This window comes from Pseudomonas sp. PS01298, assembly GCF_029959745.1.
Lineage (GTDB): Bacteria > Pseudomonadota > Gammaproteobacteria > Pseudomonadales > Pseudomonadaceae > Aquipseudomonas > Aquipseudomonas aylmerensis.
Genome location: NZ_JASCPP010000038.1, coordinates 1 through 15,069 on the forward strand (window position 1 = coordinate 1; position 15,069 = coordinate 15,069).

12 protein-coding genes and 1 riboswitch are annotated in these 15,069 nt (G+C 61.2%); of the genes, 7 read left to right on the plus strand and 5 right to left on the minus strand.

Annotation, left to right across the window (positions count from 1 at the left end):
* Positions 1 to 61 precede the first annotated feature (61 nt).
* The 3 genes from QMX97_RS15280 to QMX97_RS15290 all read right to left on the minus strand — a co-directional run bounded on the left by QMX97_RS15280 (position 62) and on the right by QMX97_RS15290 (position 2,901).
* Complete coding sequence (locus tag QMX97_RS15280; RefSeq protein WP_004372026.1) at positions 62 to 646, minus strand: TMEM165/GDT1 family protein; 585 nt, start codon at positions 644 to 646, stop codon at positions 62 to 64.
* Positions 647 to 735: 89 nt separating this feature from the next.
* Positions 736 to 855: riboswitch (yybP-ykoY riboswitch) on the minus strand.
* Positions 856 to 906: 51 nt separating this feature from the next.
* Entirely contained in the window at positions 907 to 1,905 is a 999-nt protein-coding gene (locus QMX97_RS15285) for a class I SAM-dependent methyltransferase (protein WP_282397178.1), read from the minus strand.
* Positions 1,906 to 1,935: 30 nt separating this feature from the next.
* Entirely contained in the window at positions 1,936 to 2,901 is a 966-nt protein-coding gene (locus QMX97_RS15290; protein WP_282397179.1) for a 2-hydroxyacid dehydrogenase, read from the minus strand.
* An 84-nt stretch (positions 2,902 to 2,985) separates the two neighbouring features.
* Between QMX97_RS15290 and QMX97_RS15295 the strand changes: the two genes are divergently transcribed.
* From QMX97_RS15295 to QMX97_RS15325, 7 genes are all read left to right on the plus strand, one after another.
* Positions 2,986 to 3,618: a LysE family transporter gene (locus QMX97_RS15295; protein WP_025855566.1), complete on the plus strand. Its 633-nt coding sequence runs from the start codon at positions 2,986 to 2,988 to the stop codon at positions 3,616 to 3,618.
* 131 nt (positions 3,619 to 3,749) lie between these two features.
* Positions 3,750 to 5,432, plus strand: a complete 1,683-nt coding sequence (locus QMX97_RS15300) for a fatty acid--CoA ligase (protein ID WP_065900780.1) — start codon at positions 3,750 to 3,752, stop codon at positions 5,430 to 5,432.
* 330 nt (positions 5,433 to 5,762) lie between these two features.
* Positions 5,763 to 7,631 (plus strand): DUF1302 domain-containing protein, encoded by a 1,869-nt coding sequence (locus tag QMX97_RS15305; RefSeq protein WP_282397180.1) that lies wholly within the window; start codon positions 5,763 to 5,765, stop codon positions 7,629 to 7,631.
* Positions 7,632 to 7,661: 30 nt separating this feature from the next.
* The gene (locus QMX97_RS15310) at positions 7,662 to 9,026 is read left to right on the plus strand and encodes a DUF1329 domain-containing protein (RefSeq protein WP_065900787.1); all 1,365 of its coding nucleotides are present in this window, start codon (positions 7,662 to 7,664) and stop codon (positions 9,024 to 9,026) included.
* 252 nt (positions 9,027 to 9,278) lie between these two features.
* The gene (locus tag QMX97_RS15315) at positions 9,279 to 12,008 is read left to right on the plus strand and encodes a LuxR C-terminal-related transcriptional regulator (protein ID WP_282397181.1); all 2,730 of its coding nucleotides are present in this window, start codon (positions 9,279 to 9,281) and stop codon (positions 12,006 to 12,008) included.
* A gap of 149 nt (positions 12,009 to 12,157) precedes the next feature.
* The gene (locus tag QMX97_RS15320) at positions 12,158 to 12,802 is read left to right on the plus strand and encodes an MBL fold metallo-hydrolase (protein ID WP_282397182.1); all 645 of its coding nucleotides are present in this window, start codon (positions 12,158 to 12,160) and stop codon (positions 12,800 to 12,802) included.
* Between the two features lie 234 nt (positions 12,803 to 13,036).
* On the plus strand, positions 13,037 to 13,810 hold the full coding sequence (locus tag QMX97_RS15325) for an OmpA family protein (protein ID WP_065900796.1): 774 nt from the start codon (positions 13,037 to 13,039) through the stop codon (positions 13,808 to 13,810).
* A gap of 68 nt (positions 13,811 to 13,878) precedes the next feature.
* Here QMX97_RS15325 and QMX97_RS15330 read toward each other — a convergent pair whose 3' ends face one another.
* Positions 13,879 to 14,460 carry a BON domain-containing protein gene (locus QMX97_RS15330; protein ID WP_065900799.1) on the minus strand — a complete coding sequence of 194 codons (582 nt, stop codon included), beginning with the start codon at positions 14,458 to 14,460 and terminating at the stop codon, positions 13,879 to 13,881.
* Positions 14,457 to 15,050 (minus strand): phosphoheptose isomerase, encoded by a 594-nt coding sequence (locus QMX97_RS15335; protein WP_007972584.1) that lies wholly within the window; start codon positions 15,048 to 15,050, stop codon positions 14,457 to 14,459. The genes QMX97_RS15330 and QMX97_RS15335 overlap by 4 nt, the downstream gene beginning before the upstream one ends.
* Positions 15,051 to 15,069 lie beyond the last annotated feature (19 nt).

Here is a 15,069-nt window from a genome sequence, read left to right on the forward strand (position 1 = left end):
GCCGGCGATGGCGTCCTGAAGATCGCTATCGCCGGCAAGCCGGACTCCTGCAGGTGGTGTGCTAGATCCAGCCGCTGCTTTGCATGGCCTTGTACACCGCCACGATCGCCAGGATGAAAAACGCCGTGGCGGCCAGTCGGCGGATCAAGGTCAGCGGCAGTTTCTCCGCCGCAAAATTCCCCGCCAGAACCACCGGTACGTTGGCAATCAACATGCCCAGCGTGGTGCCGATAATCACCAGCCACAGCTCCGGGTATTGCGCCGCCAGCATCACCGTGGCGATCTGCGTCTTGTCACCGATTTCTGCGAGGAAAAACGCGATCAGCGTGGTCAGGAACGGCCCGAACTTGCGCGTGGTGCTGGCTTCGTCATCGTCGAGTTTGTCCGGCACCAGGGTCCACAACGCCGTGGCGCAGAAGCTCGCCGCGAGTATCCAGTGCAACACTGCATCCGAGAAGAAACTGCCAAACCAGGCCCCCACGGCACCGGCGGCCGCATGGTTGGCCAGGGTCGCGGCGACGATGCCGGCGATGATCGGCCAGGGCTTGCGAAAGCGAGCAGCGAGAATGAGCGCGAGCAGTTGCGTCTTGTCGCCGATTTCGGCCAAGGCAACGATTGCGGTAGGAACGAGTAGTGAATCCAGCATCAGGTAAGTTTCCAGGGGCGGGTCGACACGGCTATGACACGTACAGCCTTCCCGCCCCGGGTAAGGTGTGCGTGTCATAGGTCTTGTCAAACCCCGGTCCGTCTGTGCGGACTCCTGGGTCGCATACGCCATGGTCTGCTGACCAAGTATGTTGACGTATGCCGGACGAGCGTGGCGCTCGTGGGAGACTACTCCCCTAGGACGGAGCGGATTCTGCCTAGGCAAAACCCATTCGGCAAGCCTTCTTTTTCAAATTGCCATTAGCCGCGTTTGGCACGATAAATGCGAAAACCGTTGCCTTCAGCCTTGATCGCACACACGCCCAGATGCTCCTCGATCAGCGGCTGGTACTTCAGGAAGCTATTCGCGACCAGGCGTAGTTCGCCGCCTTTTGCCAGATGTTTGGCTGCTTTTCGCAGCAGGTTCTCAGTCGCGAAATAATCGGTATGCACACCGACATGGAACGGCGGATTGCTCAGAATCGCGTTCAAACCCATCGGCGCGGCATCGATGCCGTCACCGGTCAACACCTCGGCTTCCAGGCCATTGGCGGCCAGGGTCAGACGGCTGCTGGCGGCGGCAAAGGCATCCACATCCAGCATCGTCACGGTGTTGTGCGGGTAGCGACGTTTTACCGCAGCCCCGAGCACGCCGGCGCCGCAACCGAAGTCGAGCAAATGGCCGCTCGGCAACTTATCCAAATGCTCCAGCAACAGCTCGGTACCGCGGTCCAGGCGACCGTGGCTGAACACGCCGGGCAGGCTCACGACCTTGAGTGGCCCTTCGGCCAGCGGGACGTCGAAGACCTGCGCGAGGCTTTGCAGGTCGACCGCCTGCGGCGCGTTGGCCACCGTAACCTGCCACAGCTGGCAATGGCGCGCATTGTCGAGCTTGCGTGGTTTGCCAAAGGGGATCAGCTGTTTGGCGGCGCTTTCGATGCCGCCTTTTTTCTCGCCGACCAGAAACAGCTCGGCGCCGGGCAGTCGCGCGGCCACGGCGTTGAGCAGGTAGTCGGTGAGGTCCTTGGACTTGGGCAGGAAGATCACCGCCGCATCAAACGTATGCTCGGGCACCGTCACGCCGAACTGGCTGCGCGCGGGGAAACGCGCCTCGAGTGCTGCCTGGTCGCCGGCATGCCAACTCCAGCCGTGGGCGTTGGGCAGGCGACCCAGCAGGTCGTCGGAAGGCAAACCTACCAGCAGCAGGTTGCCTTGAAAAAGTTCGGCCTGACGAAGCAGTACTTCACTGCGCGGATCCATGGTCTGCTCCTTGAAAAGGGGCGCAGTTTATCAACTCACAACGCGCAGCGGGGCGCCGCTGAAAAAGCCCCGGGCGTTTTCCGTCAGTTGCCCGACGATGCGCTGGCGCGCCTCGCGACTGCCCCAGGCATTGTGCGGGGTGACAATCAGCCGAGGGATATCACCGGCCAGCAACGGGTTACCGTTGACCGGCGGTTCCACGCTCAATACGTCGGTCGCCGCGCCACCCAGGTGACCGCTGCGCAACGCGTCTGCCAGGGCCTGCTCGTTGATCAAGCCACCGCGCGCGGTGTTGACGATGAACGCGCCGGGCTTGAGCAGCGCCAGCTCGCGGGCGCCGATAAAGTCGCGGGTGTGCTCGTTGAGCGGGCAGTGCAGGGTCAGCGCGTCGACCTGCGCCAGTAATTCATCCAGCGGCACGCGGTCGGCGCGGGCAGGGCGGCCCGGGATCGCGCCGAGCAGCACGCGCATGCCAAAGGCTTCGGCCAGGCGTGCGACCGCGCTGCCCAGCTCGCCATGGCCCAGCAGGCCGAGGGTTTTGCCTTCCAGCTCGACAATCGGGTAGTCCAGCAGGCAGAACTGCTTGGCTTGCTGCCATTTGCCGGCGGCCACGTCCCGCTGATAGTCCTTCAAGCGCGTCGCCAGATTGAGCAGCAACATGATCGTGTGCTGTGCCACCGACGGCGTGCCGTAGCCCTGGCAGTTACTCACGGTGATGCCATGCGCGCGGGCGGCCTCAAGGTCGACGTTGTTGGTGCCGGTGGCCGACACCAGGATCAGCTTGAGTTGTGGGCACGCCGCCAGGGTTTCGGTGCTCAGCGCGATTTTGTTGCTGATCACCACGTCGGCGCCCTGCAGGCGCTCGACCACGTTCTGGGCCGTGGTGTCGGTGAACAGCTGCAACTCGCTGAAGGTGTTGCGCAACTCACTGAGGTCAAGGTCCCCCAGGTCCAGGGACGGGTGATCAAGGAAGACGGCGCGGCGATTGTTCGTCATCAACTGTACCTTTTGCGACTGAGTTCGAAGGCGTAATCTGCCGAGCCTATCAGATGAAATAATCAGTTACTTAATGGAGTGAGTATGTACGTCGCCGAGTTTTTGACCGTGGCCTTGATTCACTTGTTGGCGGTGGCCAGCCCTGGCCCGGATTTCGCCGTGGTGGTGCGCGAGAGTGTTACCCACGGCCGTCGCGCCGGCACCTGGACCGCGCTGGGGGTGGGCTCGGCGATTTTCCTGCACGTGGGGTATTCGCTGCTCGGTATCGGTTTGATCGTGTCCCAGTCCATCGTGCTGTTCAACGCGCTCAAGTGGGCGGCGGCGGCCTACCTGTTGTACATCGGTTTCAAGGCCCTGCGCGCGCAGCCGGCCAAGCCTGCCGCCGAGGGCGAGTTGCACCGTGAAGCCGGTGAGCGCACCCCGCGCGGCGCGTTTACCGCAGGTTTCGTGACCAATGGCTTGAACCCCAAGGCCACGCTGTTCTTCCTCTCGCTGTTCACCGTCGTCATCAACCCGCACACGCCGCTGGCGATCCAGGCCGGTTACGGTGTGTACCTGGCGGTGGCGACGGCGCTGTGGTTCTGCCTGGTGGCCATGCTGTTCAGCCAGCAGCGCGTGCGCGCAGGTTTTGCGCGGATGGGGCACTGGTTCGATCGGACCATGGGCGCGGTGTTGATTGCGATTGGGGTGAAGCTGGCATTCACCAGCATGAAATAAGCTGAATGCTGGCGCAAAGCTAGCATTCATTGGGGTCTGCAAATCATTCCTTTGGCTGATTTGGCTGAAACATAAGGTCTCTAAAGTGCAGGCCTACAAGCCAAGACCGTGCAGTCATTAAAGGGATTCTTATGTTGCAGACCCGTGTTATCCCGCCCGCCGAAGGCGCTTACCAGTACCCGCTGTTGATCAAGCGCCTGTTGATGTCCGGTACCCGTTACGAGAAGACCCGGGAGATCGTCTACCGCGACAAACTGCGCTACACCTACCCGACCCTGACCGAACGGGTTGCCCGCCTGGCCAACGTATTGACCGAGGCCGGGGTCAAGGCCGGTGACACCGTGGCGGTGATGGACTGGGACAGCCACCGTTACCTGGAGTGCATGTTCGCCATCCCGATGATCGGCGCGGTGATCCACACCATCAACGTGCGGCTGTCGCCGGAACAGATTCTCTACACCATGAACCACGCCGAGGACCGCTTCGTGCTGGTCAACAGCGAGTTCGTGGGGCTCTACCAGGCCATCGCCTCGCAGCTCACTACCGTCGACAAAACCTTGCTGCTCACCGACGGCGACGCGAAAACCGCCGAGCTGCCCCACCTGGTCGGCGAGTACGAAACCCTGCTGGCGGCCGCCAGCCCGAAGTACGATTTCCAGGATTTCGACGAAAATTCCGTCGCCACCACCTTCTATACCACCGGTACCACCGGTAACCCTAAAGGCGTGTACTTCACTCATCGCCAGTTGGTGCTGCACACGATTGGCGTGGCGACCATCATGGGCAGCGTCGACAGCGTGCGCCTGCTCGGCACCAACGACGTGTACATGCCGATCACGCCGATGTTCCACGTGCATGCCTGGGGCTTGCCGTATGTGGCGACCATGCTCGGTCTGAAACAGGTCTATCCCGGCCGCTACGACCCCGAATACCTGGTGGAGTTGTGGCGCAAGGAAAAGGTCACTTTCTCCCACTGCGTGCCGACCATCCTGCAGATGCTGCTCAACGCCAAGGCTGCCCAGGGGGTGGATTTTGCTGGCTGGAAAATCGTCATCGGCGGCAGTGCCCTCAACCGTTCGCTGTATGAAGCGTCCAAGGCACGCGGGATTCAACTGACCGCTGCGTACGGCATGTCCGAGACCGGCCCGCTGGTGTCCTGCGCCCACCTCAACGAAGAGCTGATGGCGGGCACCGAGGACGAGCGCACCACGTATCGCATCAAGGCCGGCGTACCCGGGCCGTTGGTGGAGGCGGCGATCATCGACGGCGACGGGAATTTCCTGCCGGCCGATGGCGAGTCCCAGGGCGAGTTGGTGCTGCGCGCGCCGTGGCTCTCGGAAGGCTATTTCAACGAGCCGCAGAAGGGTGCCGAGCTGTGGGCGGGTGGCTGGATGCACACGGGCGACGTGGCCACGCTGGATGCCTTCGGCGTGATCGATATCCGCGACCGCATCAAGGACGTGATCAAGACTGGCGGCGAGTGGATCTCTTCCCTGGCCCTCGAAGACCTGGTCAGCCGGCACCCGGCGGTACGCGAAGTAGCGGTGGTGGGCATCGCCGACCCGCAGTGGGGCGAGCGCCCGTTTGCGTTGCTGGTGGTGCGTGATGGCCATGTGATAGGGGCCCGTGAACTCAAGGAACACCTCAAGCCGTTCGTGGAACTGGGCCATTTGAGCAAGTGGGCGATTCCGAACCAGATCGCCGTTGTTACGGAAATTCCCAAGACCAGTGTCGGCAAACTCGACAAAAAACGTATCCGCATCGACATCATTGAATGGCAGGCGAACAACAGTACGTTCCTGTCCACCCTCTGAGCCGCTTGGCCGTGCCCAAAAGGCACGGCAATGCTCTATCTCGCGCCTTCACTTGTGATTTGCCAATTTTCAGCCATCCTTGCCGCGTCGGCCCTCGCCGACATGGCGAAAGGGTTGTGGCAGACGGGTTGGTGATGCAAATCACACTTTAGAGGGATCAAGCGCTACCCCCTGCTGGCTATAGTCCCTTCCAGAGTTTTTCACGGATGTTCCGCTTCGGGCCATGGGGGCCCGGTTGCCGAGCGGCATTGGAATCGTTGTATTCCGGCCGTTACACGCATCACAGAAAGAACTCACTGCCATAACAATAATGCACATGGAGTAGCGTCGATGACCTCAGTAAACCAGTTCTGGCGCCGGGCGAAGTTGCCCCTGGCCGTCAGTCTCGCCTCTACGCTCGCCGGGCCCGCATTCGGCGTCAGTTTCAATATCGGTGAAATCGAAGGGAGTTTTGACTCGTCTCTTTCCGTGGGGGCCAGTTGGTCGACAGCCAAGCCCAACCAGGATCTCATTGGTGCCAACAATGGCGGCAATGGTCTGTCCCAGACATCCGATGACGGCCACTTGAACTTCAAGCGTGGTGAGACGTTCTCGAAAATTTTCAAGGGTATCCATGATCTGGAGCTGAAATACGGCGATACCGGCGTATTTGTGCGTGGCAAGTACTGGTATGACTTCGAACTCAAGGATGAAAGCCGCGAGTTCAAGGACATCAGCGACAACAACCGTAAAGAGGGTGCGAAATCCTCGGGTGGACAGATTCTCGACGCGTTCATCTACCACAACTACGCGATTGCCGATCAACCTGGCAGCGTGCGGTTCGGTAAGCAGGTAGTGAGCTGGGGCGAAAGTACTTTTATCGGTGGCGGCATCAACTCCATCAACCCGATCGATGTGTCTGCATTCCGTCGTCCGGGGGCTGAGGTCAAGGAAGGTTTGATTCCGGTCAATATGTTCTATGTGTCGCAGACACTGACCGATAACCTTTCGGCGGAGGCGTTCTATCAGTTGGAGTGGGACCAGACGGTTACCGACAACTGCGGTACGTTTTTCTCGCAGCCGGACATCGTTTCCGATGGCTGCAAGGACAACCTGCGCGTGCTGAACAGCCGTCGTACGTTGCCGGCAGCACTCAACCCAGGGTTGGCAGCTGCAGGTGTGGACGTCAACAACGAGGGCGTGCTGGTTCGGCGCGGTCCAGACCGCGATGCCCGTGACAGCGGACAGTTCGGGGTCGCGTTCCATTACAACTTCGAGCCGCTGGACACAGAGTTCGGCGCCTACTTTATGAATTATCACAGCCGTGCGCCGATTTTCAGTGCCCAGGGCGCACCGCAATCGGCCTATACCGGCCCTACACCTGGGCTGCCGCCACAATTGCGGCCCTTGGTTGTCGCGGGTAATTCCAACTACTTCATCGAGTACCCGGAAGATATCCGTCTGTATGGCTTGAGCTTCTCTACCACGCTTCCTACAGGTACTGCCTGGAGTGGTGAGTTGAGCTACCGCCCTAACGCGCCCGTACAGTTGAACTCTACGGACATCCTGTTCGCCGGCGTTAAACCTATTGGTGGGCCGGTACTGGGCAATGCTTCGTTGCTCAACGGCAGCCCGGGGCAGGACTTGCATGGCTATCGCCGCAAAGAGATCAGCCAGTTCCAAACAACGTTTACTCACTTCTTCGACCAAGTCATGGGTGCCAGCCGCTTGACGCTGGTAGGTGAAGTTGGCGTTACCCATGTGGGCGGGCTGGAGAGCAAGTCAGACGTACGTTACGGTCGCGACCCTGTCTTCGGTCCGGGTTCGTTACCTAACAATGCCTGTGCGGCATTGAACCTCTCGACTGCCCAAGGCGCCGGCCTGGGTAATGCCAACGGGCTGAACACCAACTGCAACAATGATGGTTTCACCACAGCCACTTCGTGGGGCTATCGCGGTCGGGCTATCTGGGAATACCCGGAGGTCTTCGCGGGTGTGAACCTCAAACCGAACGTGGCATGGTCCCATGACGTCAAGGGCTACTCTCCTGGGCCGGGCGCCAACTTTGAAGAAGGCCGCAAAGCCGTGAGCCTTGGCCTGGACGCCGAATACCAGAACACCTACACCGCCAGCCTCAACTACACCAACTTCTTCGGTGGCGATTTCACTACGGTGAATGACCGCGATTTTGTTGCGCTCAGCCTCGGCGTGAACTTCTAAGCACACTGTATTTTCAGGAAGAACCAGAACATGAAAATAACTAAAAGTCTGTTGCACGTGGGTGTGCTTGGGCTGTCGATCCTGGCGAGCAACGTCATGGCGGCAGTCTCGGCGGATGAAGCGGCCAAGCTGGGTACGACCCTGACGCCGATGGGGGCCGAGATGGCCGGTAACGCGGCGGGTACCATTCCGAAATGGACACCATTGCCGACCAACGCCGGCGCTGTCGACGCGCGTGGTTTCCTGGCCAACCCTTACGCCAGCGAACAGCCGCAGTTCACCATCACCGCGGCGAACGTCGAGCAATACAAAGACAAGCTGGCGCCGGGCCAATACGCGATGTTCAAGCGTTATCCGGACACCTTCAAGATGCCGGTCTACCCGACTCATCGCGGCGCTACCGTGCCGGCTGATGTGTTCGCCGCCATCAAGAAGAACGCCACCACCACCAACCTGGTGTCCGGCGGCAACGGCCTGGAAAACTTCGAAACCGCGATTCCGTTCCCAATCCCGAAAAGCGGCGTGGAAGTCATCTGGAACCACATCACCCGCTATCGCGGCGGCAGCGTGACCCGCCTGGTGACCCAGGCCACGCCGCAAACCAACGGCTCGTTCAGCCTGGTGTACTTCAAAGACCAGTTCGTGTTCCGCGACAAGATGAAGGATTTCGATCCGAAGAATCCGGGCAACGTGTTGTTCTACTTCAAGCAGCAAGTGACCGCGCCGGCACGTCTGGCCGGTGGTGTACTGCTGGTGCACGAGACCCTGGACCAGGTGAAGGAGCCGCGCTCGGCGTGGGTCTACAACGCCGGCCAGCGCCGTGTGCGCCGGGCGCCGCAAGTGTCCTATGACGGCCCGGGTACCGCCGCCGACGGCCTGCGTACCTCCGACAACCTCGACATGTACAACGGTGCGCCGGATCGCTACGACTGGAAACTGGAAGGCAAGAAGGAAATCTACATCGCCTCCAACAGCTACAAGATCGACGATCCGAAACTCAAGTACGCCGACATCATCAAGGCCGGCCACATCAACCAGGACCTGGCACGCTACGAGCTGCGCCGCGTGTGGCACGTGGTTGCGACCCTGAAGGAAGGCCAGCGCCACATCTATGCCAAGCGTGACTTCTTCATCGACGAAGACACCTGGCAAGCCGCGGTCATCGACCACTACGACGGTCGTGGCCAACTGTGGCGTGTCGCCGAAGCGCATGCCGAGAACTACTACGACAAGCAAGTGCCGTGGTATGCCCTGGAAACCCTCTACGACCTGCAGTCCGGCCGCTACCTGGCCCTGGGCATGAAGAACGAAGAGAAGCAGGCCTATGACTTCGGCTTCACCGCCACCACCAGCGACTTCACCCCCGCGGCCCTGCGCCAGGATGGTGTTCGCTAAGCCCAAGCAATCCCTCGATAGGGAAGCCGGCCCCGTGTAGGAGCTGGCTTGCCAGCGATAGCATCCCCTCGGTGCAACTGACAGACCGAGGCGCCTGCATCGCCGGCAAGCCAGCTCCTGCTTTTTTGTGGTGAGATTTTTTGTCGCAGTTCTTTTCAGTCATTTGTTGCAAAGATCTACAAACCTGCCGCTTTTACCGCTAGTCTGCGGACATCTGCAATGCCGACAACAGCCTTCTACAAGAGCCCGGCGATGACTGATCTGTCCCGAATCCAAGGGCCTGCCAGCGCGGTAATCCCGACCCTGGAAGGTCGTTTCTACAGGCCACCGCTGCCTGACGGCTACGTGCTGCGACCGCGTTTGTGCGAACGCCTGGCTGCTGGGCTGGAAGGTCGCCTGCTCTTGGTCAGCGCGCCGGCGGGGTTCGGCAAGAGTTCGTTGGCGGTGGAGTTCTGCCAAAGCTTGCCTGCTCACTGGCAAAGCCTGTGGTTGGGCCTGAGCCTGCGCGACAATGACCCCGGGCGTTTCCTCGAGCGCCTGCTCGATGGCTTGCAGCAATTCTTCCCGCAACTTGGCGCCCAATCCCTGGGCCTGCTGAAGATGCGCCAGCGTCACCAACCTTTCGCCTTTGAAGAGTGGCTCGATGGCCTGCTCGATGAACTGACCGTACACCTGTCCAGCCGTGCACCGTTGTTGCTGGTGCTGGATGACTACCATCTGGCCCAGGGCCCGGTGCTCGACCGCTGCCTGCAATTTTTCCTCAATCATTTGCCTGATGGGCTGGTGGTGCTGGTCACCAGTCGCCAGCGGCCGGATTGGCATTTGGCGCGCCTGCGCCTGTCGCGGCACTTGCTCGAGTTGCATGAACAGGACTTGCGCCTGACCCATGCCGAATCCCTGGCCGTGCTGGACCACCACAGCAGTTCATTGCGCGGCGAGGCCCTCGACAACCTGATCCGCCGCAGCGAGGGCTGGGTTGCCGGCCTGCGGTTCTGGTTGCTGGCCGCGTCCGAAGCCGGCAGTGAAGGCGCCTTGCCGCAAAGCCTGCATGGCGGTGAAGGGCTGATTCGCGATTACCTGTTGGAGGAGGTGATCGACTGCCTGCCGGCCGAAGTGCAGGCCTTCCTGTTCGACACCGCCCCCCAGGAGCGCTTTTGCAGCGAGCTGTGCGACGCGGTGCGTGAAGCCCACGACAGCGCTGAAATCCTGCGGTACCTGCAATCCCACCAGGTGTTCCTGGTGCCACTGGATGAGCAGGGCCATTGGTTCCGGTATCACCACCTGTTCTCCGACCTGCTGCGCACCCGCCGTGCCAGCAGCAATGTGTTGCCTGCCGCCAGCCTGCACCTGCGTGCCTGCCGTTGGTTCAACGCCCAGGGCTTGATCGACGAGGCGGTAGAGCAGGCGCTGCGCGCCGGGCACCTGGACGTGGCCGCTAACCTGGTACAAAACCTGTCCGAGGAGCAGCTGCTGGCCGAGCAGAATGTCGGCATGCTGCTGCGCTGGAAAATGGACTTGCCCGACAGCCTGTTGATCAGTACGCCGCGCTTGATCGTGCTCTACAGCTGGGCCTTGGGCCTGGCCTGCCAGTTGGACGCGGCGGAAGAGTTGTCGAGCTACCTCAGTCGCTTCCTGCCGGCACCGTCGGCAACCGCGCAGAAATCGATGCTGGCCCAATGGCTGGCGCTGAGCGGGATCATCGCGCGTGGGCGGGGTGATCGCGAGCTGACCCAGCGTTATTGCAGCGAAGCCTTGGAAAGCCTGCCGCAACGCCGTTATGGCCAACGGCTGATGTGCCTGTCGACCCTTTCGAACCTGGCCATCGTCGACGCCGACCTGTGGCGCGCGCGCGGCTTGAATCGCGAGTCGCTGGAGCTGGCGCAGCGCGTCGGCAACCCGCTGTTCGAGGCGCTGGCGCATTACGACCGCGCGCGGGTACTGCAGGCGCGCGGTGAAATCCTGCGGTCTTTGGATGAAGTTCGCCAAGGCCTGCAGCGCCTGCACGGGCTGGCTCCACAGCGGCTTTATGCGGTGCGCGCGCGGTTATCGCTCTATGAAGGTTATCTGTTGCTGGTGCGGTTCGAGCCCGAGGCCGGCCTGGCTCGCCTGCGTGCCGGTCTCGCCGAGGCCCGTGCGTGCCGCGACATCAGTGTGCTGATCGGACATTGTGTGATCGCCAGTTTCGAAGGGCGCCGCGCGGATTTCCCCAAGGCCTTCGCCGAACTCGCCGAAGCCGAACGCCTGATGCACATCTGGGACGTGCCGCCGATCTACTACCTGGCGATGATTACCCTGATCAAATGCGAACTCTGGCTGGCCCAGGGCCGCACCGACCTGGCTGACGCCTGGCTGACGCGCCTGGGGCAAACCTACAACGGTGAACACGCCGCCGCGGCGCCGGAGTTTCATCCCCATTTGCCGCAACATATCGGGCTGCAACAGGCTGCATTGGATGCCACTCGCCATCAGCCCGAGGCGGCGCTGCAACGGCTTGAAGCGTTGGCGCAACAGGCCCACAACAGCGGGCGCCAGATGATTGCGCTGATGGCCCTGACCCAACAGGCGCAGTTGTTGCTCGAGAACGGCGACGAGGCCAAGGCTCGACCGATAGTGGCACAGGCGCTCGAGGCGGGCGCGGGCGGCGCGCTGCAACCGTTCCAGCGGCTGCTGGAAAACCACCCGGACTGGATGCGCGAGCAACTCGGCAAGGATCCCCACGGTTTGCTCAATCAGAGCCTCCTGGCCCGGTTGCCGGCGGTCATTGTGGTCGAGGCGTCACCCAACCACGAAACCTTGAGCGCCCGCGAGCTGGCGGTCCTGCAATTGATCGCCCAGGGCTGTTCGAACCAGGAAATCAGCAACCGATTGTTCATCTCCCTGCACACGGTCAAGACCCACGCGAGCCATATCAACAGCAAGCTCGGGGTAGAGCGGCGCACCCAGGCGGTGGCGCGGGCGCAGGAATTGCGGCTGATTGGGTAAAGAATCCAGCTTCCTGCCGTCCGAGCCTTTCAGGGTCAGCAAGCGTTCTGTAGTGAGTGAGCTTGCTCGCGTTCGGCTGCGCCGCCGCCCCGTTCTGTTTTAATAGTGCAATCAGAACATTACCTTGCACTTGCACCAGAGGCCCGCCCATGAACACCCCCAAGCCGACACTCATCCGCGAAACCTTTCCCGTCGGCCCGTTGCAGTGCAACTGCACCATCATCGGCGATCCCATCACTAAAAAGGCCATCGTGGTCGACCCGGGCGGCAATCACGAATTGATCCTGGCACGTCTCGATGCTCTGGGCCTGAAAGTGGTGAGCATCATCCACACTCACGCTCATCTCGATCACTTCCTGGCATCGGGCCAGTTGAAAGAGAAAACCGGCGCCACCCTGCATCTGCACAAGGAGGACCAATTCCTCTGGGACAACCTGGAAATGCAATGCCAGATGTTTGGTGTGCCCTACACCCCGGTGCCCGCGCCGGACCGCTGGCTGGCCGATGACGAAGAGCTGGCCTGCGGTTGCGGTGTGGCATTGCATACGCCGGGGCACACGCCGGGGTCGATGAGTTTCTGGTTTGCGGAGGCCAAGCTGCTGATTGCCGGCGACACGCTGTTTCGGCGCGGAGTCGGCCGCACGGACTTGTGGGGCGGCGACCAGGCGACGATCGTGCGTTCGATCAAGCAGCGGCTCTACACCCTCGACGAAGGTGCGACGGTGGTGACGGGGCATGGACCGGATACGCGCCTGGGGGATGAGATGCGCGAGAACCCGTTTGTGAGGGCGTGAAGGGCTAATCCCAAGGGCAGGGCTGACCTTTAGCGGGCAAACGTTGTAGCAAAAAACACAGGTCGCATTCAGGAACCGTCTGCTACGGTTTCTGTAGCGGCGATGGTGGCCAATGTTTTGTTACAGGCCCGCACGTGGTCGCGGAATTTTTACCGTCTGTCGTGTTCCAAACTCGGCACAGGTCCATTGCCAATGTCCTTTGCACCACAGAATGCAAAAGTAGGAGCTCCCCTCATGTTCACTTCGCGTCGTCTGCTTGTTGTCGCTACTGTCGTAGCCCTGTTATCCGGCTGCGCTTCACCTAATCCTTATGACGGCAGCAGCCAGGGACAGGCGAGTAATGAATCCGGCGGTATCAGCAAGACCGCCAAGTACGGTGGCCTGGGCGCCCTTGCAGGCGCATTGGCAGGTGCGGCCATCGACCATAACAACCGTGGCAAGGGCGCACTGATCGGTGGCGCCATCGCCGGTATCGGCGCTGCAGGCTACGGCTACTACGCCGACCAGCAGGAAAAGAAACTGCGCGAGAGCATGGCCAACACCGGGGTTGAAGTTCAGCGCCAGGGTGACCAGATCAAGCTGATCATGCCGGGCAACATCACCTTCGCCACCAACTCGGATGCGATCTCCAGCAGCTTTTACCAGCCGCTGAACAACCTGGCCAACTCGCTCAAGCAGTTCAACCAGAACACCATTCAGATCGTCGGCTACACCGACAGCACCGGCAGCCGCCAGCTGAACATGGATCTGTCCCAGCGTCGTGCGCAGAGCGTGGCCAACTACCTGACCTCGCAAGGCGTCAGCCCGACCAACCTGAGTGCCCGCGGTGCCGGCCCGGATAACCCGATTGCCAGCAACGCCGACGTCAACGGTCGTGCCCAGAACCGTCGCGTCGAAGTGAACCTCGGCCCGATCCCTGGCCAGCAATACGGTCAGCCAGGTGCCCAGCAACAAGCGCCGCAGCAGAACAACCAGTTCCAGGGCAACCCGTACTCGCAGTACCAGTAAACTTTCGCCAATAAAAAGGGCGCCGTGCAGTCAATGCACGGCGCCCTTTTTTGCGGCTGTCGGTTACATCAGTCGATGTACTCGAACACCTTCACGATTTTTTGCACGCCGGACACGCCTTGCACCAGGTTGGCTGCGCGAGTGGCTTCGGCCTGGGTCAGCAGGCCCATCAGGTAGACGATACCGTTGTCGGTGACGACCTTGATGCGCGAACCGGGGATCGCATTGTCGGTGAGCATCTGCGCCTTGATCTTGGTGGTCAGCAGGGCGTCATTGCTGATGGCCAGCAGGGTGATCGGTTCCATGACCTGCAATTCGTTGTGGACCTTCTTGACCCGCTGCACGGCCGACGCCGCTTGTTCGGCCTGGGCCTTGAGGTCGGCGCGCGGGGTCTGGCCGGCAAGCAGCACCACACCGTTGAAGCTGGTGACGACGATGCGCGAGGCGCCGTTGCCCAGGTCCGTGGCGGCCTTGGCGACGTTCACTTCGACCTTGGTTTCGATCAGCGAGTCATCAATCTTGCTGCCGAAGGTGCGGGTACCCTTGTCATCCTGAATGGGGGTGTCTCGTGTCGCGGTGATGGCCGTGCTGCAACCGCTGATGCCGAGGCACAGCGCAATAGCCAATAGGCTGAGACGTTTAACGGTCATTCTTCACTCCCGAACAGTTGGCTGTCGATCAGATCGCACAGGCAGTGGATCGCCAGCAGGTGGACTTCCTGAATACGTGCGGTGACATTGGCCGGGACGCGAATTTCCACGTCTTCAGGCAGCAACAGCGAGGCCATGCCGCCGCCATCGCGTCCGGTCAATGCTACGACAATCATTTCGCGATCATGTGCGGCCTGGATCGCTTGAATAATATTCGCCGAGTTGCCGCTGGTGGAAATCGCCAGCAGCACATCGCCCGGTTGGCCCAGGGCGCGGATCTGCTTGGAGAAGATTTCGTTGTAGCTGTAGTCGTTGGCGATCGAGGTGATCGTCGACGAGTCGGTCGTCAGGGCGATGGCCGGCAGGCTCGGGCGTTCACGCTCGAAGCGGTTGAGCAGTTCGGACGAGAAATGCTGGGCATCGCCGGCTGAACCGCCATTGCCGCACGAAAGCATTTTGCCCTCGTTGAGCAAGGCGTTGACCATGACCTGACTGGCTTGCTCGATGTGCGGTGCAAGTACTTCCATCGCCTGTTGCTTGGTGTCGATGCTGGCCTGGAAAAGCTGGCGAATTCGGGATTGCATGTCCATCTGTGTGACCTTAAGTAGC

What these genes read in the sequence shown, in the direction of transcription:
- QMX97_RS15295 (WP_025855566.1), top strand. Translation starts at nt 2,986, where the DNA reads ATGTACGTCGCCGAGTTTTTGACCGTGGCCTTGATTCACTTGTTGGCG.
- QMX97_RS15325 (WP_065900796.1), top strand. Translation starts at nt 13,037, where the DNA reads ATGTTCACTTCGCGTCGTCTGCTTGTTGTCGCTACTGTCGTAGCCCTG.
- QMX97_RS15320 (WP_282397182.1), top strand. Translation starts at nt 12,158, where the DNA reads ATGAACACCCCCAAGCCGACACTCATCCGCGAAACCTTTCCCGTCGGC.
- QMX97_RS15305 (WP_282397180.1), top strand. Translation starts at nt 5,763, where the DNA reads ATGACCTCAGTAAACCAGTTCTGGCGCCGGGCGAAGTTGCCCCTGGCC.
- QMX97_RS15300 (WP_065900780.1), top strand. Translation starts at nt 3,750, where the DNA reads ATGTTGCAGACCCGTGTTATCCCGCCCGCCGAAGGCGCTTACCAGTAC.
- QMX97_RS15280 (WP_004372026.1), bottom strand. Translation starts at nt 646, where the DNA reads ATGCTGGATTCACTACTCGTTCCTACCGCAATCGTTGCCTTGGCCGAA.
- QMX97_RS15310 (WP_065900787.1), top strand. Translation starts at nt 7,662, where the DNA reads ATGAAAATAACTAAAAGTCTGTTGCACGTGGGTGTGCTTGGGCTGTCG.
- QMX97_RS15290 (WP_282397179.1), bottom strand. Translation starts at nt 2,901, where the DNA reads ATGACGAACAATCGCCGCGCCGTCTTCCTTGATCACCCGTCCCTGGAC.
- QMX97_RS15285 (WP_282397178.1), bottom strand. Translation starts at nt 1,905, where the DNA reads ATGGATCCGCGCAGTGAAGTACTGCTTCGTCAGGCCGAACTTTTTCAA.
- QMX97_RS15330 (WP_065900799.1), bottom strand. Translation starts at nt 14,460, where the DNA reads ATGACCGTTAAACGTCTCAGCCTATTGGCTATTGCGCTGTGCCTCGGC.
- QMX97_RS15315 (WP_282397181.1), top strand. Translation starts at nt 9,279, where the DNA reads ATGACTGATCTGTCCCGAATCCAAGGGCCTGCCAGCGCGGTAATCCCG.
- QMX97_RS15335 (WP_007972584.1), bottom strand. Translation starts at nt 15,050, where the DNA reads ATGGACATGCAATCCCGAATTCGCCAGCTTTTCCAGGCCAGCATCGAC.